The 23,096-nt window shown below is 62.7% G+C and carries 17 protein-coding genes and 3 pseudogenes; 14 read left to right on the top strand and 6 right to left on the bottom strand.

The genetic code is table 11. The annotated features are described in order from the left end of the window. Positions 1–6 precede the first annotated feature (6 nt). Together ltnD and CN538_RS08500 are read right to left on the bottom strand one after the other, a co-directional pair. Entirely contained in the window at positions 7–960 is a 954-nt protein-coding gene (gene ltnD / locus CN538_RS08495; RefSeq protein ID WP_106419157.1) for an L-threonate dehydrogenase, read from the bottom strand. A 35-nt stretch (positions 961–995) separates the two neighbouring features. Continuing rightward, complete coding sequence (locus CN538_RS08500; protein WP_242495683.1) at positions 996–1,748, bottom strand: FadR/GntR family transcriptional regulator; 753 nt, start codon at positions 1,746–1,748, stop codon at positions 996–998. Positions 1,749–1,933: 185 nt separating this feature from the next. On the opposite strand from CN538_RS08500, the gene denD reads away from it, so the two are divergent. Both denD and CN538_RS08510 read left to right on the top strand, forming a co-directional pair. After that, positions 1,934–2,917 carry a D-erythronate dehydrogenase gene (gene denD / locus CN538_RS08505; RefSeq protein ID WP_106419159.1) on the top strand — a complete coding sequence of 328 codons (984 nt, stop codon included), beginning with the start codon at positions 1,934–1,936 and terminating at the stop codon, positions 2,915–2,917. Further along, positions 2,914–4,299, top strand: a complete 1,386-nt coding sequence (locus CN538_RS08510; RefSeq protein WP_106419160.1) for a GntP family permease — start codon at positions 2,914–2,916, stop codon at positions 4,297–4,299. Before denD ends, CN538_RS08510 begins: the two co-directional genes overlap by 4 nt. Before the next feature lie 73 nt (positions 4,300–4,372). On the opposite strand, the gene CN538_RS08515 is transcribed toward CN538_RS08510, so the two are convergent. Continuing rightward, positions 4,373–4,912: a cytochrome b gene (locus CN538_RS08515; RefSeq protein WP_106419161.1), complete on the bottom strand. Its 540-nt coding sequence runs from the start codon at positions 4,910–4,912 to the stop codon at positions 4,373–4,375. 186 nt (positions 4,913–5,098) lie between these two features. On the opposite strand from CN538_RS08515, the gene CN538_RS08520 reads away from it, so the two are divergent. The 3 genes and pseudogenes from CN538_RS08520 to CN538_RS08530 all read left to right on the top strand — a co-directional run. Beyond that, positions 5,099–5,806 (top strand): VIT1/CCC1 transporter family protein, encoded by a 708-nt coding sequence (locus tag CN538_RS08520; protein WP_106419162.1) that lies wholly within the window; start codon positions 5,099–5,101, stop codon positions 5,804–5,806. 163 nt (positions 5,807–5,969) lie between these two features. Beyond that, positions 5,970–6,833 (top strand): SDR family oxidoreductase, encoded by an 864-nt coding sequence (locus CN538_RS08525; RefSeq protein WP_106419163.1) that lies wholly within the window; start codon positions 5,970–5,972, stop codon positions 6,831–6,833. 352 nt (positions 6,834–7,185) lie between these two features. Then, positions 7,186–8,132: pseudogene (locus CN538_RS08530) on the top strand (AGE family epimerase/isomerase); the annotation flags it as partial. A gap of 66 nt (positions 8,133–8,198) precedes the next feature. Here CN538_RS08530 and CN538_RS08535 read toward each other — a convergent pair. Then, the gene (locus CN538_RS08535; RefSeq protein ID WP_242495684.1) at positions 8,199–9,356 is read right to left on the bottom strand and encodes a GGDEF domain-containing protein; all 1,158 of its coding nucleotides are present in this window, start codon (positions 9,354–9,356) and stop codon (positions 8,199–8,201) included. Positions 9,357–9,725: 369 nt separating this feature from the next. Between CN538_RS08535 and fhuE the strand changes: the two genes are divergently transcribed. After that, a complete protein-coding gene (gene fhuE / locus CN538_RS08540; RefSeq protein WP_340638293.1) occupies positions 9,726–11,975 on the top strand; it encodes a ferric-rhodotorulic acid/ferric-coprogen receptor FhuE in 2,250 nt (749 codons plus the stop codon). An 81-nt stretch (positions 11,976–12,056) separates the two neighbouring features. On the opposite strand, the gene CN538_RS08545 is transcribed toward fhuE, so the two are convergent. Both CN538_RS08545 and CN538_RS08550 read right to left on the bottom strand, forming a co-directional pair. Then, positions 12,057–12,344 carry a DUF4235 domain-containing protein gene (locus CN538_RS08545; RefSeq protein WP_051895593.1) on the bottom strand — a complete coding sequence of 96 codons (288 nt, stop codon included), beginning with the start codon at positions 12,342–12,344 and terminating at the stop codon, positions 12,057–12,059. A 106-nt stretch (positions 12,345–12,450) separates the two neighbouring features. Continuing rightward, the gene (locus CN538_RS08550) at positions 12,451–13,380 is read right to left on the bottom strand and encodes a hypothetical protein (protein ID WP_106419165.1); all 930 of its coding nucleotides are present in this window, start codon (positions 13,378–13,380) and stop codon (positions 12,451–12,453) included. A 222-nt stretch (positions 13,381–13,602) separates the two neighbouring features. Here CN538_RS08550 and CN538_RS26130 point away from each other — a divergent pair. From CN538_RS26130 to CN538_RS19850, 8 genes and pseudogenes are all read left to right on the top strand, one after another. Continuing rightward, a pseudogene (locus tag CN538_RS26130) lies at positions 13,603–16,167 on the top strand (type VI secretion system Vgr family protein); the annotation flags it as partial. Between the two features lie 79 nt (positions 16,168–16,246). After that, positions 16,247–16,690, top strand: a pseudogene (locus CN538_RS26135) (DUF4123 domain-containing protein); the annotation flags it as partial. A gap of 14 nt (positions 16,691–16,704) precedes the next feature. Next, positions 16,705–17,160: a hypothetical protein gene (locus CN538_RS20305; protein ID WP_242495686.1), complete on the top strand. Its 456-nt coding sequence runs from the start codon at positions 16,705–16,707 to the stop codon at positions 17,158–17,160. Continuing rightward, entirely contained in the window at positions 17,157–19,874 is a 2,718-nt protein-coding gene (locus CN538_RS08565) for a T6SS effector BTH_I2691 family protein (RefSeq protein ID WP_106419166.1), read from the top strand. Before CN538_RS20305 ends, CN538_RS08565 begins: the two co-directional genes overlap by 4 nt. Continuing rightward, positions 19,874–20,545: a hypothetical protein gene (locus CN538_RS19835; protein WP_129591328.1), complete on the top strand. Its 672-nt coding sequence runs from the start codon at positions 19,874–19,876 to the stop codon at positions 20,543–20,545. Before CN538_RS08565 ends, CN538_RS19835 begins: the two co-directional genes overlap by 1 nt. Positions 20,546–21,036: 491 nt before the next feature. After that, a complete protein-coding gene (locus CN538_RS19840; protein ID WP_129591329.1) occupies positions 21,037–21,642 on the top strand; it encodes a hypothetical protein in 606 nt (201 codons plus the stop codon). Further along, positions 21,639–21,989 (top strand): DUF6708 domain-containing protein, encoded by a 351-nt coding sequence (locus CN538_RS19845; RefSeq protein ID WP_129591330.1) that lies wholly within the window; start codon positions 21,639–21,641, stop codon positions 21,987–21,989. The genes CN538_RS19840 and CN538_RS19845 overlap by 4 nt, the downstream gene beginning before the upstream one ends. Before the next feature lie 547 nt (positions 21,990–22,536). Then, on the top strand, positions 22,537–23,091 hold the full coding sequence (locus tag CN538_RS19850) for a DUF6708 domain-containing protein (protein WP_129591331.1): 555 nt from the start codon (positions 22,537–22,539) through the stop codon (positions 23,089–23,091). Positions 23,092–23,096: the final 5 nt, after the last annotated feature.

Raw genomic sequence — 23,096 nt, forward strand, 5'->3', positions numbered from 1 at the left:
TTCTTTTCAGCTAGGGTCGTTGGCGGCGCTGCCGGGCAGGCTGATGCCCGGATAGACCTTGACCACCGCCGAGTCGTCCTCGCGCCCCAGCCCCTGGGCGGAGGCGAGGGTGAACTGGTTGAGCGCCTGGGCGGTCAGCGGCAGCGGGAACTTGTCGCGATGGGCGGTATCGTGAACGATCCCCAGATCCTTGACGAAGATATCCACTGCCGAGTGCGGGGTGTAGTCGCCAGCCAGGATATGCGGCACCCGGTTCTCGAACATCCAGGAGTTGCCGGCGCTCTGGGTGATCACCTCGTAGAGGGTCTGCGGGTCGCAGCCGCCGCGAATGCCGTAGGCCATCGCCTCGGCAGCGGCGGCGATATGCACGCCCGCCAAGAGCTGATTGACCAGCTTCACCTGGGAGCCCTGGCCGAGCTCGTCGCCGAGCCGGAACACCTTGGCCGCCAGCGCATCGAGCACCGCGCCGGCGCGTGCGTAGAGTGCCTCGGGGCCGGAGGTCATCATCGTCAGTTGGCCCTGAGCGGCCTTCACCGAGCCGCCGGAAATCGGCGCGTCGAGCAGTTGGATGTCGTGGGCGGCGAGCGCCGCACCGAGGTCGCGCACCGCTTCCGGGGCGCAGGTGGCACACGAGATCACCACGCTGCCCGGGGCGAGGCCGCCCTGCGCCTGCACCAGCCCGGTATCGCCGAACAGCGCGTCACGCGTCTGCGCGGCATTGACCACCACGGTGAGCACGATCTCGACCTCGGCGGCCATCTCGGCCGGCGTGGCGACGGCGTGGCCACCGGCGGCGGCGAACTGCTCGCGGGCCTCCGGGCGCAGGTCGCAACCCCAGGTCTCGAAGCCCGCCTTGACCAGCGAGGTGGCCATGCCCATGCCCATCGAGCCTAGCCCGATCAGGCCGACCTTGGGGCTGACGCCGGTGCCGGCACCGCTGGTGGGGGTGTGCTGTGTCATGTCTTTTCTCCTTGTCTGTCTTTGGCTTGCGTTGTTTATTCCGGCGCGCCCGGGCGCTGAGCCTGGACGCGCGCGATCAGATCCTCGGGTGCCTGGCGCAGACGCACCTCGGCGTGTTCCAGGTGGCGCGCGGCGGCCTGCGCCGCGGCTTCGGGGTCGCCGGCGGCGATCGCGTCGACGATCGCCTGGTGCTCGGCGACCACCTGCTGCATGAAGGTCTCGCGCAGCGACTCGTTGGTCCGCGTGACCTGGATCGCGTGGTGCAGGAAGCGGTTGTAGAAGTCGAGCACCGCGGTGAAGTGGGCGTTGTGCGCTGCCTCGGCGATAGCGCGGTGAAAGGCCAGGTCCTGCTCCACGCCGGAGTGACCCGCCTCCACCGCCTCGTCGATATCCACCATGGCATTGCGGATGCGCCGTAGCTGCGAGGGCGTACGGCGGCTGGCGGCGAGCCGCGCGGCTTCCACCTCCAGCGGCCGGCGCAGTTCGAGCACTTCGATCACCGAGTCGAGATCGGAGTCGGGCAGGGCCAGACGCAAAGACACGGTCGGCGCGTCGGCGACGAAGCTGCCACTGCCGCGACGCGAGGTGACCAGGCCGGCATTACGCAGCATCGAGATCGCCTCGCGCACGACCGAGCGGCTGATGCCGAAGCGCTGGCCCAGCGCGGCTTCGGTGGGCAGGCGCTCGCCGCGGGCCCACTCACCGCTCTGGATGGCGTCGCTCAGGCGCGTGGCCACTTGCTCCGAGAGTTGCGGGCCGCGCGAGGGCGCCGAGATGTCTCCACTCACGGTGTGCTCCTTATACGTTGGTCGTAGCGTTGTATCGGGAAACGCCGTCATGGCGCCTGTCATAGACCCTATCCGACCAAAGGCGATGTTGCTGCCAAGCTTAATTTGTCAGACAAGATGCTAAATCTCAAACGCTCGCGCCATTCGCCTTTGGTCAGACACGGCGCTCAATTAGGAGAACCAGCATGCATGTCATCGTCACAGGGGGCGCCGGCTTTCTCGGCGCCAGACTGATCAGCCGGCTGCTGTCGGGAGAGATCGCCATCGACGGACAGCCGGTCACCCGGGTGACCTCGATCGATCTGGCCGCGTGCCCGCTCGACGATACGCGGGTCGAATCGCTGAGCGGAGATGTCGCCGACCCGGCGCTGGTGGCCTCGGCGTTCGCTGCGGATACCGGTGCCGTGTGCCATCTGGCCGCGGTGGTGAGCGCCCAGGCCGAGGCCGATTTCGAGCTTGGTATGCGGGTCAATCTGGAGGCGACGCGCACGCTGCTCGACGCCTGCCGCGAGCGGGCGCAGCCGCTGCGGTTCCTGTTCGCCAGCTCGCTGGCGGTGTTCGGGCCGGGGCTGGCACAGCCGGTGGCCGAGGCGGTCGGCCCGCAACCGCGCTCCTCCTACGGGGCGCAGAAGGCAATCGGCGAGCTGCTGGTCAACGACTACAGCCGGCGCGGATTCGTCGACGGCCGGGTCTGCCGTCTGCCCACCATCGTGGTGCGCCCGGGCAAGCCCAATCAGGCGGCGTCGTCGTTCGCCAGCGCGATCATCCGCGAGCCGCTGGCTGGGGTCGAGACCACCTGCCCGGTGTCCGGCGAGCTGCCGCTGTGGCTCTCATCGCCGCGCACCGTGGTCGAGAACCTGGCCCAGACGCTGGCGCTGCCGGGTGAACGGCTCGGCGCCTGGCGCACCCTCAACCTGCCCGGGATCACGGTCACGGTGAACGAGATGCTGGCGGCGCTCGAACGCAGCGCCGGCACGGCCGCGCGTGAGCGGGTGCGCTTCGTACCCGATGAACGCATCGATGCCATCGTCTCCAGCTGGCCCGGCGGGCTGGAGGTCACGCAATCGCTGGCCCTGGGCCTGCGTGCGGATGCCGACTTCGACGCCATCATCCGCGCCTACCGGGAAGACGAACTCAACGATAAATCCAATCAAGGAGTCCACCCATGACAGATGCTGCTGTCGCAGGTCCCCAGGTCATCATCGGCCTGGGTATCGCCATCTTCGTGATGATCGCGCTGGTCATCAAAACCCGGGTGCATGCGCTGCTGGCGCTGGTGATCGCTGCCTCGATCGCCGGGCTGATCGGCGGCATGTCGCCCAATGCGGTGATCGATGCGATCACCACCGGCTTCGGCAAGACGCTTTCCACCATCGGCCTGGTGATCGGTTTCGGGGTGATGATGGGGCGGATTCTGGAAGTCTCCGGGGCGGGGCAGCGCATGGCCTACGCGATTCTCAGGCTGCTCGGCAAGGAGCGTGAGGATTGGGCCATGGCGATCACTGGCTATATCGTCTCGATACCGATCTTCTGCGACTCCGCCTACGTGATTCTCAACCCGCTGGTACGGGCGCTGGCGCGCAATAGCGGGCGCTCGGTCCTCACCCTGGGCATCGCCCTCGCCTCGGGGCTGGCGGTGACCCACAGTGCGGTGCCGCCGACCCCGGGCCCGCTGGGCGTTGCCGGCATCTTCGGGGTGGATATCGGGCTGATGATCGCCTGGGGCATCGTGTTCACGGCCCCGGCGCTGATCGTGATGGTGCTCTATGCGCGCATCATGGGCCCGCGCATCGAGGCGATGATCGAGCGCGACGTCCCCGGCTCGCTCAAGCGTGATGACGCGGACCCGATCGCTACGCCGCTGGCGGAGTCCGAGCTGCCGTCGCTGTTCAAGGCGGTGCTGCCGATCGTGCTGCCGATCGCGCTGATCTTTTTGAACACCCTGGTGACCGCGCTGACGGGCGGCGGTGACACACCAGGTGTCTTCGTGCAGGTGGTGCAGTTCGTCGGCCACCCGGTCATCGCCGTAGGCATCGGGGTGCTGGCGGCGGTCTACGGCCTGGTGCCGAAGATGCCCAAGGACCAGGTGCTGGCGCATCTGGAGAAGGGCGTCGAGAGCGCCGGTATCATCCTGCTGGTAACCGGTGCCGGGGGCGCGCTGGGCGCGGTGCTGCGGGCCAGCGGCGCCGGCGACTACATCGGCGAAAGCATTGCCGGGCTGGCGCTGCCGGCGGTGCTGATTCCGTTTTTGATCGCCACCCTGGTGCGCTTCGTGCAGGGCAGCGGCACGGTCTCGATGATCACCGGGGCCTCGATCTCGGCGCCGATCCTCTCCGCCATGCCCGACGTCAACATGGTGCTGGCGGCGCAGGCGGCGTGTCTGGGCGGGCTCTTCTTCAGCTACTTCAACGATAGCTACTTCTGGGTGGTCAACCGTCTGCTCGGGGTCAAGACCGCCAAGCACCAGTTGCTGGTGCTGTCGGTACCCACCACCCTGGGCTGGGCCACTGCCCTGGTGGCGCTTTTGATCGCCAACGCCTTCATGGGGTAGTGCCCCAAGCGATTTGTGTACGCTCGGCGCCCGGGGCTGTCACCAGCCCCGGGCGCTGTCGTCTCGCCTTGGCTCAAAGCATGCGCTTGAGCAGATTGTCCTTACGCACGAACTGATGCCAGCACACCGCGACCAGGTGCAGCCCGATGACGTAGTAGAAGATCGTGCCCAGGGTCGTATGCACTTCCTCCACGCTATGCCCCAGCGCTGGGCTGACAGGGAAGGGCGATGGTAGCGCCAGCGACATGCCGGGTACGGGGATGGCGCCATTGCTCAGCCATACGGTGAAGATGCCCAGCAACGGCTGCGCGAACAGGAAAGCGTAGAGCGCCCAGTGGGTGACCCGCGAGAGCCGTTCGAGATGCGGGTGCAGCGCCGGGGCGACCGGCGGCGGCGTGCGCCGCAGGCGTTCCAGCAGGCGCGGTATCGCCAGCAGCAGCACGCCGATACCGGCCCAGAAGTGGCTCTGTAGCAGCACCTCGGGGATGCCGCTGCTGCGTGGGAAGAGATCCGTCGAGAGAATCAGCGCATAGGCCAGCACGACGAAAGAGGCCACGCTCCAGTGGAAGTGGCGGGCCTTGGCGGAGTATCGCTGGGGAGATGTCGAGTTCACGGCGGGCAGTCCTGGTGATGAGCGATTCGGCGTAGAGGTCGAGGCGAAATCTCCAGTGCGAGGCAGTGCCGCGTTCACGGGAGTGTTCGACGGGGGCAGATTATGGGCGGCAGGCTTAGGTTTGCCTTAAGGTAAAACCGCCAGACTCATCGCTTGAGATGGGATCGGACCGTACAGGAGCCTGCGATGAACATTCCCAAGGAACACCACTATTCCGATCGTGTGGGCTGGCTGCGCGCGGCGGTGCTGGGTGCCAACGACGGCATCGTCTCCACTGCCAGCCTGGTGATCGGCATGGCGGCCGCCGGCATCGGCCTGGGCGGGGTTTTGACCGCCGGTGTGGCCGGTGCGGTCGCCGGGGCAATGTCGATGGCAGCCGGCGAGTACGTCTCGGTGAGCTCGCAAAAGGATACCGAGCGCGCCGACCTGGCCCGGGAGCGGCGCGAGCTCAAGGCCAACTATGAACTCGAGGTGCGCGAGCTGGCACAGATCTACGAAAGCCGCGGGCTGTCACCGCCGCTGGCCCACGAAGTCGCCGAGACGCTGATGCAGCACGATGCGCTGGCCGCCCACGCCCGCGATGAGCTGGGCTTCAGCAGTGTCAACTCGGCGCAGCCGCTGCAGGCAGCCTGGACTTCGGCGCTTTCCTTCTTCTCCGGTGCTGCGCTGCCGCTGGTTTTCACCCTGCTCGGGGCGCTCTCCAGCGCGCGCCTGGCGATACCGCTGGTGGTGGCGTTGGGCTCGCTGCTGGCCCTGGCGCTGCTGGGGCTGGTCTCGGCGCGTATCGGCGGCTCCCGGGCGCGGGTGGCGGTGGTGCGTGTCACCTTCTGGGGGGTACTGGCGATGCTCGCCACAGCGGCGGTGGGCTGGGCCTTCGGCGTCGCCGGTGGCTGAAGGGCCAGCGCTTGCCAGGGCGGGCATGCTGAACTAGGTGTGAAAGGCGGCCGGAGCGTCGCACCGAATCGCTCATTTTGTGTCGTATTGCGTGAGCTGATTCGATTCAGCTTGGCGGAAAGTCAGTCTTTCCGCCGATGTTCAGTGACAGGGAGGTAACGTTATGGTCCAGAAGACCCAGATCCACGCTCAGCAGCAGACACTGCCCGGCAAGGAGAGCCTGATGCAGCCGCCGGCGGTCTTCATCCGCGACGGCTATCGCGGTAGCGGCAAGCTGGCGGGCAAGGTGGCGCTGATCACCGGCGCCGACAGCGGGATCGGCCGTTCGGTGGCGATCCACTTCGCCCGTGAAGGCGCCGACGTGGCGGTGATGTATCTGAGCGAAGACGACGACGCCCGCGAGACCCAGCGGTTGGTCGAAGCCGAGGGCCGCCGCTGCCTGCTGATCGCCGGCGACATGCGCGATGCCGCCTTCTGCCGCGCGTCGCTAGCGCAGGTGGTCGAGCACTTCGGCGGGCTCAACATCCTGGTCAACAATGCCGGTACCCAGCAGGTGAGCAACGATCTCGCCGAGCTCAGCGACACCCAGTGGGAGGAGACCTTCGCCACCAACATGCATGGCATGTTCTATCTCACCAAGGCAGCGCTGCCGCATCTGGGCGAGGACGACGCGATCATCAACACCGCTTCGGTCAACGCTTATATCGGCCCCGATTTTCTGGTCGACTATAGCGCCACCAAGGGGGCGATCATCAGCTTCACCCGCGCGCTCTCCAATCAGGTAGTCGGGCGTGGGCTGCGGGTCAATGCGGTGGCGCCGGGGCCGGTGTGGACCCCGCTGCAGCCGGCGACGCTGGGGGCGCACGACCCGCAGATGCTCGAGGATTTCGGCAGCGAGACGCCGATGGGGCGTGCCGCCCAGCCCTGGGAACTGGGGCCGTGCTACGTCTTTCTCGCTTCGCTGGATGCTTCCTTCATCAGCGGCCAGACCCTGCATCCCAATGGCGGGGTCGTGGTCAACGGCTGAGACGCGGGTTTATCGACCCAGGGTTATCGACTCTGGATTATCGACGTAGACAGGCCTGGCTCCGACACTGGGTAGCGATACGTGAATTCGACACTCGGGCAGAGGAGGCCCGTTATCCATGTCTGATAGTCATTGCGGCGGGGTACCCCTCTCGGGCACTCAACGGTCCGCTAATCCCTCGGCGCTGCCACCGCGGCGCGATAGCTGGCTGAGCCGCCTGTCGCACTGGGCCTGGCTCGAGACGGAGGGGCGGCGTCTATTGGCGTTCTATCGTGCCTCGCGACATCCCCAGTGTGGCTTCGCCGCCTTGGACGACGATGGCCGCCTGCCCGACGACGCCCACCCGGACACCATGATCACTGCGCGCATGACCCACTGCTTTGCGCTGGCGGCGATGCGCGGCGAGCCCGGCGCGGCGCCGCTGGTGGCCCACGGCGTGGCGGCCCTGCGCGGCCCGCTCAGGGATGCCGAGTACGGTGGCTGGTATGGCGCGCTGCCGCGGGAAGGCGAAGAACAGACCAAGCAGGCGTACATTCACGCCTTCGTCGCCCTGGCCGCCGCCAGCGCCTGGCAGGCCGGCGAGCCGGCTGCAGGGCCGCTGCTCGACGAGATCGTCGACGTCATCGAGACGCGCTTCTGGGCCGAGGACGAGGGCCGCCTGCGCGAGGGCTTCTCGCGCGACTGGGGCGACAGCGAAGCCTACCGCGGCGGCAACAGCAACATGCACGCCACCGAGGCTTTCCTGCAGCTCGCCGATGTGCTCGACGCGCCCAAGTGGCGCCAGCGCGCGCTCTCCATCGTCGACAAGATCATTCATGCCCATGCCCGCCCCAATGGCTACCGCGTGGTCGAGCACTTCGACAGCGACTGGCAGGAGTGGCGCGACTACAACCAGGACACCCCCAAGGACCCGTTCCGCCCCTACGGCGCCACCCCGGGGCACGCCTTCGAATGGGCGCGACTGATGCTGCACCTGGAGGGCGGCCTGCTGCGTCAGGGCGAGAGCGCCCCCGGCTGGCTGCTGGAAGACGCCCGCGGGCTGTTCCGGCGGGCCACCGAGCTGGCCTGGCAGGTGGATGGCGAGCCGGGGCTGATCTACACCCACGACTGGCACGACCGGCCGGTGGTGCATGAGCGCATGCACTGGACCCTGGCAGAGGCCGCGTCAACGGCGCGGCGCTGCTCAAGCGCACCGGTGATGCCGAGTACGAAACCTGGTACCGGCGCTTCTGGGATTATATCGACAGCTACCTGATCGACCGCGAGCGCGGTAGCTGGTGGCAGGAGCTCGACCGTCACAACCGCCCCTCGAACGAGGTGTGGTCGGGCAAACCCGATCTCTACCACGCTTATCAGGCGACGCTGCTACCGCGCTGCGCGCTTGCCGCTGTCGCCGACGTTGGCACGAGCGATCGCCGATGGCGCGCTGTAGCCGGGTGCCGAGGTGACCTCCGCCGCGGGCTTGCTCACACGCAGACCATTGCGGCCGCCGCGCTTGGCGGCGTAGAGCGCGATATCGCCGCGCTCGATCAGCGCGGCCAGATCCGTCTGGGGCTGGTGCAGCATCACCGCGCCCAGGCTCAGGGTGACCGCATCCGGGGTGGCAAAGCTCTGTGCGGTGGTGGCCTGGAAGCGCTGGCGCAGGATCTCGGCCAGGGCGAGCACCTGAGCCTGGTCGGTATCCACCAGCAAGATGGCGAACTCGTCGCCGCCCAGCCGTGCGCACAGGCTCTTGTCGGGCAGCGCGGTCTGGATCAGTTCTCCCAGCATCATCAGCAAGCGGTCCCCCGCGGCGTGGCCATGCAGGTCGTTGACCGGCTTGAAGTGATCGACATCCAATAGCAGCAGGGCGCCGGGGCGACCGACGGCGACATCGGCCAGATGCGCCGGCGCGCGGGCTTCGAAGGCGCGGCGATTGAACAGCCCGGTGAGCGGGTCGCGCTCGGCGAGATGCTCGATCTGGCGCTCGCGGCGATAGCGCACCGTGCCGGTCATGGAGAGCGCGATCAGCAGGATCGCCATGACGCCTTCGACCAGCGAGACACGAATCACCACGCCGCGAAAACTGGCAAGATCGATCAGCGCGTTCGGCATCAGCGTCAGCACCACCTTGCCCAGATAGAACAGGCCGTGGAACAGCAGCGTGTAGTGAAGCTGGCGGGTGCCCAGGCTGGCATGCTCCGCATCCAGGCGCAGTAGTTGGCTGGCCCTGAGTGCCAGCCCGCCGACCAGCAGCGAGTTGGTCACCATGTAGAGGGCAGAAGCGCTGGCTTGCGGCAGTGCCAGCAGCAGACACCACCCCAGTGGCAGCGCCCACCACCCGCGCGACGGGCGCCGGCCGACGAAGCGCATCACCCCGAGTAGAAACAGCCAGTGGGCGAACACCAGCAGCCCATTGGCGAACCACACGCCGATGAAGAAGTAGCCCGCGAGCGCAGCAGCGCCAGCGAAACCGACAGTAATGCTGGCGAAGCCGCCCGACCAGTAGAGCAGGGAGCGATCCCGGGCGCCACGCCACTCCAAGCAGATAGAGGGCCGCGGCTGCCGCGATGGCGATGGTCAGGGTCAGCATCGTGATGGGGTCGAACGCACATACAGGGTTTCCGCTCGAATGACGATGGGAAAGGCGCTCGAGGGGCGCCGGGGTGGGTCACGGCCAGGGTAAAGAAAACTTCGGCGACGTCTTATCGGCCGTGATGCCCAGAACTTGAGGCGTCATCGCATGCAGCAGGCCAACCTCGGTGCGCATTCGAGTTTGATTCTCAAGCGCATTGATAAATAATAATCGTTTGCATATGATCCCGGGCGAGCGTCGTGCCCGCCGTGGCTCGCGGATGCCGGCGCCGACACCACAACGAGCGTCGCGCAGTGACGCCACTCAAGGGATCTACCATGCCAACCCCCGTTCGCCACCGGGCGTCGCCGTCACGGCGTGCCCTGCGCATACCGCACGGCCCGTGGTTGTCGTTGCTGCTGGGCACGGCGGCGCTGATGCCGCTCTCCTCCGCCATGGCCCAGGACGACGAGACGACAGCGTTACAGACACTGACCGTCTCCGCCGCGAGCCTCTATGACAACGTCGGCTACACCCGCCGCACCACCACCGCCGGCACGCGTTTCGAGGCGACGCTGCGCGAGGTGCCGCAGACGGTGAGCATCATCACCCGGCAGCGGATGCAGGATCAGGGGCTATGGGATGTCGAGGATGTCCTGAGCAACGCCACGGGCATCTCGGTGAATCGGATCGATAGCAGCCGCGTCGATTTCTACGCCCGCGGTTTTCGTATCAACAGCTACCAGTACGACGGCATTCCCACGCTCAACACCGATAGCCGCTGGTACTTCGGCGATGGCGCGCTGAACACCGCCATCTATGAGCGCATCGAAGTGATACGCGGCGCCAACGGCCTGCTCACCGGCGCCGGCAACCCCGGCGCCTCGATCGACTTCGTGCGCAAGCATGCCGACAGTCGCGAGCCCACCGGCTCGCTGAGCACGAGCTACGGCAGTTGGGACCGCTCACGCAGCGTGGTCGATGTGACCACACCGCTGACCCGCTCGGGCGACGTGCGGGCGCGATTCGTCGGTGGCTACGAGGACGGCGACAGCTATCTCGACCGCTTTGGCGAGCGCAAGCGCTACGGCTACCTGGTCATCGATGCCGATGTCAGCGATGAGACCACGCTCTCGCTGGGCTATGACACACAGCGCGGGCGTACCTCGTCACCGACCTGGGGTGGGTTGCCGCTGTGGTACAGCGATGGCAGCGAGACGGACTACACCCGCGGCTTCAGCGTGGCGCCGGACTGGTCCTACAACGCGTGGGAGTCGAAGAAGAGTTTCGCCCAGCTCGAGCACCGCTTTGGCGGGGGCTGGACGCTGCACGCGGCGGCGACCCATGAAGAGAGCACGCTGGACTCGCGGCTCGCCTACCCCTACGGCTTTCCGGACCGGGAGACGGGGCAGGGCGTCTACTACTACACCGGTTGGAATACCGGCCAGCGCCGGGTCGACGGCGTGGATGGCTATGTCGAGGGCCCGTTCTCGCTGTTCGGACGCACGCACCAGCTGGTGCTGGGTAGCAGCTATCACGACCAGTCCAATGACTACGAGAACAGCTTCACCAACGGCTTCGCGGTCGACGACTTCGATGCCTGGAACGGCGCCACGCCGGCGCAGGCGTGGCCTGACTTCGCGCCCTCCGAGCGTGCCAGCAGCCGCCAGAAGGCGCTCTACGGCGTGGCTCGCTTCTCCCTGGCCGAGCCACTGACGCTGATTCTCGGCGCCCGCTATACCGACTGGCACGGGCGGACCTGGTCGAGCACGCTGGGCAACCACGCGCAGGACGAGCGTGAGATCACCCCCTACGGCGGGCTGATCTACACCATCGACGACACCTGGTCGGCCTATGCCAGCTATACCGAGATCTTTCAGCCGCAGAGCTACCGGCTGGCCGGCGGCAACGGCTATCTCGACCCGCTGGTGGGCAAGAACTACGAAACCGGGCTGAAGGCGGCCTGGTTCGATGGCCTGCTCAACGCCTCCTTGGCGCTGTTCCGGCTCGAACAGGACAACGTGGCCGACATCGTGCTGACGCCCGGTTCGCTGGTCACCACGGCGACCCCGGTGAGTGACGTGGTCAGTGAAGGCGTCGAGATGGAGATCAGCGGCGCGGTCACCGACGACCTGGAGCTGACCGCCGGCTTCACCCACTACACCGCGACCTCGGCAGAGGGCACGTTCAATGGCGACCGGCCGCGCACCCAGGCCAATCTCTTCGCCAGCTACCGGGTGCCGCAGTGGCGCCAGCTCACCCTGGGCGGCGGCTGGCGCTGGCAGAGCCGCACCTTCGCCAGTCAGGGGCCCCGATGGCGTGACCCGCGACTTCGAACAGCCCAGCTACACCATCGCCGACCTCTTCGGGCGCTACCAGTTCACGCCGAGCCTGGCGCTGCAGGTGAACGTGCACAACCTGTTCGACCGCAAGTACTACAGCTATTTCGATACCTACGGTGTCTATGGCGAACCGCTCAATGTGACCTCGACGCTGAGCTATACGTTCTGAGAGGGTGTTTACAAAATGCCTGCGCTCGACGATACGGCGTTGAAATCGACCTCAAAGTACTCATTTACACCACGTAAACTCCGTCTTTTCGGCCAATTTCGCCTTGTCTCGCCTTCGCTCGTCGAATTTGTAAACACCCTCTGGGCGCTGAGGGTAAATCAGCGCTCCAGGCGCGCGAGCACCCGCTGGCCGCGCCGCGTGCGGCGCGCCCGGCGCATGCCGCTGGAAGCCATCTTCCAGCCCAGGATACGCGCCAGGCCTACGGCGGCACCGGACGCCGCACCCCACAGCAGTGCCTCGCGCCAGCGCACATCGGGGTCATCAGGGTTGACCGGCGGCTCGAACGCGCTGCGCCGTGCGGTGTGCTTCAACGCCTCCCGGGCGGCCACGCCCGAGGCGATCGCCATCGTGGTGCCCACGAGGGTCCATAGCGTTTGCGGTTTCATGCGGGCCTCCTTGCCGGGGTTGAATGCCCAGCATGGTCGATCCCGGGGCGCCCCGCCAGCGGGGCAATGGTGCTGGCGCTGCGGGCTGGCGGCGCATGCTCGTCGTTCAGGCCAGCGGCACGCTGCCGGGGTTGGCGCGGCGGCGTGACCACTGCCACAGCGTCCAGTGGGCCAGCAGTGGCCAGCGCGCCTGGAACAACTGCAGAAAACGTTGCCGCCACAGGTTGGTCAGCGGCTTGCTGAGGTCGAAGATCTGCTCCAGCTCGGTGTCGTGGTAGCCGAGCACGAGATGGCGCGCGTATTCGGGCCAGAGCTCGATATGCTGAAGGTGGGAGAGCGGCGTCTCGGTGAGATTATTGTAGCGCCGCTGGCAGCCGTGGCACTGGTACTCGGTGGCGCGGCGGCTGGTGACCACCTGAACCGAGGCCGAACCGCAGTAGGGGCAGCGCCGGTCGCGGGTGTCGCGCAGCCCGGCCAGCATCGCCTGGCACTCGGCCAGGGCCCGCGCTGCTTCATCGGTCAGTTCGGAGATCTCGGGGGACTGATGCGCCTGCCACCAGGCATGCAGTGCGCTGTCGTAATCGGCCATGGCCTTGATAAAGGCGCGGCTCCAGGTCATCGAGGCCTTGTTGCTGATCCCCAGGAAATTCGCGATCAGCTCCTGGGAGAAGCCCTGAAAGCGGTAGCTCATCCAGGGTTTCCATTTCTCTTCCGAGCGCAGCAAGTGCAGCGGCGTGCCGGTCAATACGGTGAAGCGCTTGCGGCAGGTGCGGCAGGCATAGCTGTCGCGGCGCATGCCGCCGGTACCGGCGGGCGCGGCCAAGTAGATCGATCGGCTTTCGCAGGCGGGGCAGGCGTGGGGGGCGCTACCGGGGAGCGTGGCCAGATAGGCGAGAAAACTCCGCGCCGCCGGGCGCAGTGACTCTGGCAGCAGCGCCAGGGCGGGGCGCGATAGCATGAAATCGATGGTCTCGGCGTGGCGGCGTGTCGGCGGAATCTCGAAGGTCGCAAATAACGACGAATCGGTGGTCGACATGGGTAGTACGCGCTCCCGATGAGTATGGCGTTATCGTTATTCTTCCATAATCCTTCTTTTACCCGAAGTCTGTGATCGCCCATCGGACTTTTTGGCCGATATCTCACACGCTTTGTAGCCGATCGCTTACAAACATTTTTCTCATGATGCGTTATCCTGATCCTCTGACCATTGTTTCTGACCCTCGTCGACCGGCTCCGCCACCGCGATCAGGAAAACCGCATGCTCAACGATCTCCTCGACACCTTCGATATCGATCTGTCGCAGTCGCAGCGGCTGCTGACTCTCGATATCGCCGGCACCGCCCTCGTGCCCCATCGGCTGGTGGGCGAAGAGCGCGTCAGCGCGCCCTTCAGCTACACATTGGACTGCATCTCCCAGCAGGGCGATATCGAACTCAAGACGCTGATGGCGCAGCCGGCGCGGCTCTCGATCCTGCAGGCCGATGGCAGCTATCGCCCGCTGCACGGGCTGGTCTCCGAGGCCGCGCTGCTGGGCGAAGATGGCGGCGTCACCTATTACCAGCTCACCCTGGTGCCGTGGCTCGCCATGCTCGGCCTGGGCCGCGATAGCCGTATCTTCCAGGATCGTAGCGTCGTCGATGTGCTTACCGCCGTATTCGATGATTACGACCTCGCCAAGGGGCGCTACCGCTTCGATTTGCGCCGCAACTACCCCGCCAGAAGCTACTGCGTGCAGTATCGCGAGAGCGATCTGAACTTTATCAGCAGGCTTCTAGAGGAAGAAGGATTATGGTTCTATTTCGAATATTCGGGGTCCTCAACCTCTGCTGACAACGGTCAGGATAACGCCTCATCGACAGAATCCGGGGCGGACTTCGACGGCCATCGGCTGGTGATCACCGACGATGTCGACACGACCCAACCGGTCAGCCCTCAGGCGATTCGTTTCCACCGCCAGGCGGCCACCGAGCGCGAGGATGCCCTCACCCAGTGGGGCGGCGTGCGTACCCAGCAGCCCACCCGGGTCAGCGTGGGTACCTTCGACTACAAGCAGCCCTCGCTGACCAAACGCACTGGGCTGGATACCCTCAGCGACCAGGGCAACCTGCCTAAGACCGAGCTCTACGACTACGCCGGCGAGTACTACTACCACGGTTATTAGGCGCGTGAGCGGCTGACCGAAAACCGCCTCGAATCGCACGAATCCCGGGCCAAGCGCTTCCGTGGCAGCGGCGGCGCACGCCAGCTCCAGGCCGGGCGCTGGTTCGAACTCACCCAGCACCCGCTGCACGACAGCGGCGGCGAGCCCGAGCGCCAGTTCCTGCTGCTCGGGGTGACCGTCCACGCCGAGAACGCCCTGCCGGTCTCGGCCCAGCTCCAGGCGCTGCCGGCAGCCTGCAGCCCCAGCTCGACGCCGCCAAGCAGGCGCATGGGTTGGAAGACGAAGGCGATAGCGACCGTCTCTCCGACTACAGAGTGGTGGTACCGGCCACTTTCTGGTCGATCTCGAGGCTCAGCGCCTCAGCCAGCCCTACCGCCATCCGCTGACCCACCGCGCCCGGTGATCGGCGGGCCGCAGACCGCCACCGTGGTCGGCCCGGCAATGAAGAGATCCACACCGACCATCTCAACCGCGTGCGGGTGCAAGTTCCACTGGGACCGCCAAGGGCAGAACGATGAAATTCCAGCGTCTGGCTGCGGGTCTCCCAGCCCAATGCCGGCGCCGGCTGGGGCGGGGTATTCGTCCCGCGCATCGGCCAGGAAGTGCTGGTCGACTTCCTCGAAGGCGACGCCGACCGCCCGCTGATCACCGGCCGGGTCTACACGGCGAGCAGACGCCGACTGGCACAGCCACGGCCTGCTCTCCGGGTTCAAGAGCAAGACCTACCGCGGCAGCAAGTACAACGAGCTGGTGTTCGACGATGCCACCGACCAGGAACGCGTCCGCCTCAACTCCGAAGCGGAGAAGAGTCAGCTCAACCTCGGCTACCTGATCCACCAGACCGGCAACACCCGCGGCGCCTTCCGCGGCACCGTGTTCGAGCTGCGCACCGATGCCTATGGCGCCATCCGCGCCAATCAGGGGCTCTACCTCACCAGTTGGGGCCAGCTCGGCGCCAGCGGCGACCAGCTCGACCTCACCCCGGCCAAACAGCAGCTCGACAGCGCCTACCAGCTCAGCGACAGCCTCAGCCAGAGTGCGGCGGATCACAACGCCGAAGCACTCGACAGTCGTACCCACCTCAAGCAGGCCGGTGAAGACGCCGACGACACCTACGGCAATAGCGAACAGCTCGCGGATGCCAAGCAAGATAACGCCCGTGGCGCCACCGACAGCGGCGGCCGTGGCGAAGCGGCACGCATGAAAGCGCCCTGGCTGCATATGGCCTCGCCCGCCGGCATCACCCTGAGCACGCCGGAGTCGACCCACCTGGCCCAGGGCAGATCGCTGAGTGTCTCCAGCGGCGAGGACGTCAACGTCGCCACCGGCAAGAGCCTGGTCGCCTCGATCTCCGAGAAGCTCTCGCTGTTCGTCTACCGCGCCGGCATGAAGCTATTCGCCGCCCGCGGCAAGGTCGAAGTGCAGGCGCAGAGCGACGAGATGGCGCTGACCGCCGAGAAGGACGTCAAGATCACCTCCACCGAAGGGCGGGTCGAGATCAACGCCGCCAATGGCATCCTGCTGAACAGTGGTGGCGGCTACATCCGCATCGAAGGCGGCAATATCGACGTCCACGGCCCCGGCAAGATCGACATCAAGGGTGCTCAGCATGTCTTCGGGGGGCCCGCGAGCCTGGACGCGGCCATGCCCGAGTTGCCGGAGGGGGCCTGTGAGACCCAGTTCGCCGGGGATGACTCGGCGTCTGCTGGTGCCATGCACTATAGCGGGAGGAACCGACATCATGGAGCGTCAGACAACGTCCTCAACGCAGTGTCGTCCAGCCGCCCGGGTGGGTGCGTCCAAGCCGTTCGATCTCGACTGGCTACAGCCAGGAAAGCATCGCTATGCACTGCTGAACCCGCTACATGTCGCGTCCAGCGATCGCGACGATCTGGATGGCCGGACGTTGCGAACGCCGAGCGTCAAGGTGCGCGATCCGCTGCTGCCTCAGTTGATCTGCCTGGAGGCGCTCTCGCTGACGCAGCGTGAACATCTGGCCCAGCGGATCGAGCAGTATGCCAAGCGCGGTCGCGCTTTCCTGTCTGCCTTGCTGCAAAGTGAAGCGGACGCCGACCAGATGGTTAGCCATTTCCGTTTCACGCTCGAACAGGCACGCCCTGGTAGCCGGAGACGCTGGTGGCTGCGCTGCTATGACCCAAGGGTCTTTCGTCATCTCTGCTGCTGCTCGAGACCGCGAGCATGGATCGCTTGCTGGGCCCTATCACTTGCTGGCGCTGGCCGGACCAGTACGGCCAGTGGCTGGCGCTCGAGCGCAACGAGGCGCCCGACCTGGCGATTCGTATACCGCTGCTGTCTGCCTCGCAGTGGTCAAGCATTGATCGTATGGCCTCTCTCAACGCCGTCATCGACCGGCTGGCCATGCTGAAGCCGGAGGCCGTAGCCTCATTCGATGCTTACCGGGCGTTGGACGGCCTGCTGGTCCAGGCGCAGCAAATCGGCCTTGCCGCTGCCGAGGATTGCCAGCTCTACGCCGAGCAAGCCGCGCGTTTTCACCCCCATATTCACGATCACCCCGAGATGCGACGGCGACTCGATCAGTCGCTAGAGACGCAGGGTAGCTATATGCGCCGCTGTGAAGACCTTTCAGCTCAGTCGTTACTCGCCATGGCACGGGAACTGGAGACCATTACATGAGTGAAGCATCCGAGGACGTACAGGCGATCGCCAACTGTCGCGTATGCCAGCGCAGCGGATTGCCGATCTTGCCGCTGCGCTATGCCGTGACGCGAACCGATGGCGGCGATCAGGCCGGGCATCCTCCTGGCCCTGCCGTGGATGGCGCTTTGAGGGATGCCAGCTTCGACGCGAATCCTTTGCCCGAGGGGCAGCGCTATACACTCAGGCTGCTACGCGCCGGCTTTCTCTATGTATTCAATGAGACTCGGGGGCGCTGGATAGGACATGCCGTCACCGAAAAAGGCTACTTGATCGAGTATGTCGACGTCTCTCATGACGAGGTGATGGCGATCGACCCCGATAGCCCGCAGCCCATCGATGGCCGCTTGCAGCCGCCTGCCGATGCACAGGAGTTCGCCTGTGCAGCAAATCCTTCGCATGCCTATCCGGGGCGCTGCGTGATGATTCCCGCCGCGGACGAAGCCGATAAGGTCTACCTGTCCTTTTCCGACGGGGCATGGACCAAGCGGATGTGGAAAGAACACGCAACGAATGCGAACCAGCGGCGTGACAACATGCGCCAGGTCTCGCTCGCGGCATGGCGTGGTGGAAGTACACCCTACGCGGAGTCGCTGGAAAAACTGGGGGACATTGTCGCCGAGGCTGGGCGTGTCTGGACGCCACCGGATCACCCTGGAGCCTCTGGCACTTGGAGGCCCGGCGCTTCAGGAACTTGGGGGCGTCAGGATGGACACGCTTTCGAGTTCAGCCCATTTCCCTTCCATGGCATGAAAGAGCAGGTCGAGGGGCTTGAGCGGTGGGCGGAAGAGCAGGCCGAACCGCTGGATATGACACCCATGTTGGTTGCGCTGGAAGACCCGGTGGGAATTGCGGCTGATCTGGCCAGCCTGATGGGTGTCCGCTTGAAAGAGAAGATGGCCGATCCTGAACAGGCCCGCCCTCTAGCCGTCTCCTCGGCCATCAATAACATCCGTCAGAGTATTCGCGAGGATGCTGAAAATCGTCAGATTTATCGCACCGAGCGTGAGGCTTCTCAGGCGGTCTATGGTGGCCCCGGCGCGGGGGGCCGTGCGTTGGCCAGCCTGCTGGTCGATGGTTTTCAAGAGCGCCAGGAGGAGATGCTGGAGCGCTGGCGCAACCCCACTCCAGCACAGTTGGCGGCCGCCAAGGAGAATGCCTGGAACGACTATACCGCCAAGCTGGATATGTCTCGGCTTCAGACCTGGGAAGCCGCGTGGCAGAGTGAAATGCGAGACTTCGACAAGAACCGCATTGCGCCCCTGGCGCGTGCTCATGTCAGTTGGATGCAGAGCGATCAGCTTCGTCGCCAATTGGATGCTGGGCATGATGACCAAGACATCGAATCTGGCGCTGCGTTCGTGGATGCCATGCTGATCTGTATCCAAGATACGCAAGAGTATTCGCCCTGCGCGGACCTGTATCACCGCTGGTTATCCGCGTCGAATCTCGATCAACGTAATCTGGCGCTGCGGGCACTGGGCTACAACCAGAAGATCATATTGGAGCGCTGGGAAGGGCACGTCAGTGGTGGTCTACAGCCTGACTCCCTGCGCGGTTTACCATGGGATGGCTTGATCAGTGGCTATGAAAACGCCCTTCAGGCCCTGCAGGATGGTAGCCAGAACGCCGTGGTCCGACTGACTGCCGCTCTGGGCGGCCCCTTCGCTAAGGTGGCGGCCAAGGCGGTCGATGGTGTCGTCGGCCCTGCGCTAGTCGGTATGGGGGTCATTGCACGTTCGCCGGTCATTCTGGCTGACGTGACGATGAGCAAGAAGGCAGCGATAGCCGAGTTGGTCGCAAAGATGGCGGCCATCAATCCCGAGATCGGTAATCTGGAAGACCTCAATCGCGCTATCGATATTCAGATGCGCAAGGCGCGTATCTATGGCGTGCCGATCGAAGGGACCGGAAGATTTCGCTACTTGGTTCTGGCCAATCCCAAAGTCATCGAAGATTTCCCCGGCTTGAATGCGCAAGGTGGTGCAAGGCAACTGGCGGAATCGGCAATCCTGACCCAGGCAGACCGGCGCGCGATGACACAGCTCAGATGGCGTCAACTGCTACCCACCGAGGCAGGACTTGGCGTGGTTGCGGGGATTCTACAGGCCATGGCGCTGTTCAAACTGTCCGACGATCTGGACAGCAGCATGGCCTACGAGCGAGGTGAGAACCGGCGGCGCTTCTGGACGGGGACGACTGGCCTAGTAGGCACTGTCGCCGAAACGGTCGGTAAATGGTCTGAGTCGGCCGCGAAAACGGGTAGTCGATACGCATTACGCCTAGAGAGCAGCCTTGGATTTTGGCTAAGAACAGGTGGGCGGGTGCTAGGAGTAGGTGCAGGTGTTGTAATGGCTGCGTGGGATGGTGTAAGAGGGGTGCAAGAACTCCGAGAGGGAAATGGCGTTGGATGGCTGTACTTTTTAAGTGCGGGAATGTCGTTGACGGCAGCGGTAGCTTTTTCAGGGCTGGGGGCGCTGATATTTGGCGTTGCCGCTACAGGAGTTGGTGTTGTTTTAATAGTTTTAGTGGTCATCATAGGGGTGCTAATTGAAGTTTTTAAAGACAATAAAATTCAAGATTGGTTGGAACGTTGTTATTTTGGAAAATTCGGTGAAAGTGAACGGTATCCAGGTTCGGCGCAAGAGATGGATGAATTGAAAATTGCCATTGATAGCATGGGGGGGGAGTGATGGATTATGCTGGATTGGATTATCGAAACATTCGCTTTCCCGTTAATCGAGCTTTGACAGACGCTGAGCGCTCCTCACGTTACGCGCAAGCGCACAGGGGGCGCGCTACACCGATGGATTTTTTTTCGGTGGTGAAGTTTAATGCTAGTCATATGGAATTGGTTGATCGCTGGTACTCTGTAAAAGGTTTTAATACTTGGCTGGGAGGGGGGGTCTTAACGGTTTCTGTTGGGTTGATTTTTGCGATGTACGGAGCTCTGTTTTTTTCTGGCCGTACTGCTCCGATGAATGTTGTGGACTGGGTGGGGGTTGTCGGCCTGACCCCCCTGTTTCTTTGCCTGGCGTGGGCCGGTTGGTGGTTGATCCGTACCGAATGCGGGCGATATACACACTACCCAATACGTCTTGATCGCAAGAGTCGAAAAGTTCATTTCTTTCGCCAGAATGGTACGGTATTGACCGTGCCATGGGACACTCTGTTTCTGACATTAGGGCAGTCGAAAAGCCCTCTGGTGGGAACGACCTACGATCTACGTGCCCATGTGCTCGGCGAGGATGGGGAGACGGTCTCGAATCTTTCTCCCTGGGTTATACCTTTCCGGGAAATATGGAGTCCATGGATAAGTTCTGGGCGTTTTTGCAGCCCTATATGGAAGCTGAGGATGGCGTAGAGCGCACACATCAGGAGTTAAAGCAAAGCCTTTTGATGCCAGTCGATGGACGGAGAGAGGCTGGCGATGGAGTATTTTTCGGACTTTTGCACCGGGCCTACACTACCCATGGACAATGCTCCTGTTGTGTATTCCATTAGGTTTGAATGCCGTGGTCGTATGCTGGCTATGCGCACCAGCAAGATACCGAAATGGCCGGAAGAGGTGGAGCAAGCCAACCCGGTGGAAACGGACGATCCTTATCGGTTGACCTGGCGCGATAATGGTCCGCTGGGCTGGTGGGAGCTTTACTGGCCTCTTCTATGTACCGTGATTGGGGTGGGTGCTTTTGTCGGAGTTTAGGGGTGATTGCTGGACTATGGAGATAAAGGTTTAGCTGCTCGCCAATAGTCGTCAGTGACGAGTTGGCAGTGCGGGAGTCCTAGTAATTCGTTATGGGTTTTTTTTCATTTGATTGCTGTAAGACATTGAGGGGCGCCGGAAAGCTGGCCATGAACAGAGTGCAGCAAAAGATTCTTGAAGCAGTTGGGTTGCTTAGCAGTAATCGTCAGCACTTTTCCAGTTTTTCAAAAGAGCATGTGTTCGACGTAAGAACGCCAGCGGAGAAAGCGAAAACTCCAGGTTTCGTAGGCGCCCAAGAGAACGGGTGTTTGGTCTTAGCAGAGTCGTGGTTTCGAGAGAGGGGGTTGTATCTCTCTTGGGGTAGTCTGGGAGCAATATTTTTTGCGGGAATGTTTGTTTTTATTTTCTTCAGACTTGGTGTTCATAATGGTCTGTTTAACGCTCCCGCCATTTTGTCTATGGTGTTTGCATTTATTATTTTGTCGCTGGGAGGGTACCCCCTCTTTTTTGCTGCCAGAAGCGAGTTGAAGCTACAAGGGTTGCAGTATTGCGTTTTTAGCTCGTCTTCTAAAGAAGTTTTTTTGTTAGTGAGGTTGATTTTCAGCCGAGAAGCTGCCGCTGGGACGAATGCACGTTTTGTCTTGCCTATTCTGCTGGCAGTATCGAGGGTTATTATTACGAGCTCAAGGGCTACTTGTTTAGTGAGGATGGTAGCGTCAAAGACAGTTTCTCGTTCGATGACTATCATTACATGATCTCCAATAGTGAAAATGCTCGCCAAGCAATGATCGATGACCTTTCGGCTCGTTTCGAATATGTGCGGCGCTTCATGGAAGAAGGTCCTGATTCGGTCGAGCCTGTCTCGGGGCGTCTTGATTTGCGGCCAAGCCTGTCTGAGGCGGCGCACCGTTTTCAGCCTCGGTCCAGTGCCTCTGATGGTAATAAAGTTCATTTTATTTATTCGTTAGTTCGTATGGTGTTTTTGATTCCTTTCAGTGTGCAGGTTGTGGGGCATTATTTTTTCTGTCGCTACTGTCGTTTACCACAGTGGCCTCAGGCAGTGATTGATAAATGTGGAGAAGAGGTTTTTCCTAAGCGATAGTGTTGGCTGCTGGCTTGTTAATGTGTCGGTTGGTTTGCAGTGCTCTGATTGCAAGGCTATAAGGAAACAGGGATATGTTTTCTGGATGGAGATCCCATAAGGTCAATAGGCGCATATCTCAAGAGGAGATGCGCTCTCATTTTCTACTGCAGAAGGCTTCCTCCTATCTGCCAGACTCTTATGGTGCGCTTATTCGTTTTAATTCTGAGTTTTGCGAGATGATAGACTGTAGTGAGCGCCAAAGAGGAATGGCGAAAACGCTCGTCTGTCTACTGGGAGTCTTCGTGCTTTTGGCTTGCGGAGCCTCGGTCCTTTTTGCTTTTGTCTGATTATCTGTCGCAATCAATCGATGTTATATTTTTACTGGTTTTTGCTTTTATCTTTGTCGTTATCGTAGGTGGAGGAATCTGGTTTCTCTGGCAAGCGTACCTTAGGTATGACTTTTTTCTTGGAGGTATTTTCCTGTCCGGTTTAACAGGGTGACGGGTAAGGTTTTTGTGTTCAGGAGCGAAGAGTTTGGCGGGGTCTTGGCTCTGGATTGGGGGATGTGTATTGGCATATAGGAACGGACGAAACAGGCAAGGTATGCACCCTGAGAGGGCATGTGTTAAATGGCTCTACAGTTGTAGATACCTTTTCGGTAGGTAATTTTTTTCATCGAGATGAGGTTTATCGCATACTCTCTCTTTGGTGTTTCTTGGAAAAATATATGGAACATGGCCCCCAAGGTGCGGCCCCTGCCTCTGGAGATGAATTCATTTATTATTCGACACGAGTGAGTGTTAGAAACTGTTTGGTTAGAGTTGTTTCGAATCTTCCTCCTCTCTTGGTGTCTCTACGCCATAAGCTTTTCTTTTTTTACTATCCGCTTGTATTTTCCTTGGTGCTTACTCAGTGGTTGGCTTTGAAATCATGCCGTGAGCCCAAGTGGCCGGAATTTATTGAGGCCCCATGTGCTTCTCATTCTGAAAGGTCGTCTATCTGGACAGAGCCTGAAAGAATTGGCCAGTTTTTGAGTGATGATGTTTTCTATAAGCGCCTGCTCGAAAAAGAACGTTTCAACAAGAGTGTGTTTGAGAACTCGGGTTTTGTTGGGTTTTAGTTTTT

The sequence above is a fragment of the Salinicola tamaricis genome, assembly GCF_003006155.1.
GTDB lineage: Bacteria > Pseudomonadota > Gammaproteobacteria > Pseudomonadales > Halomonadaceae > Salinicola > Salinicola tamaricis.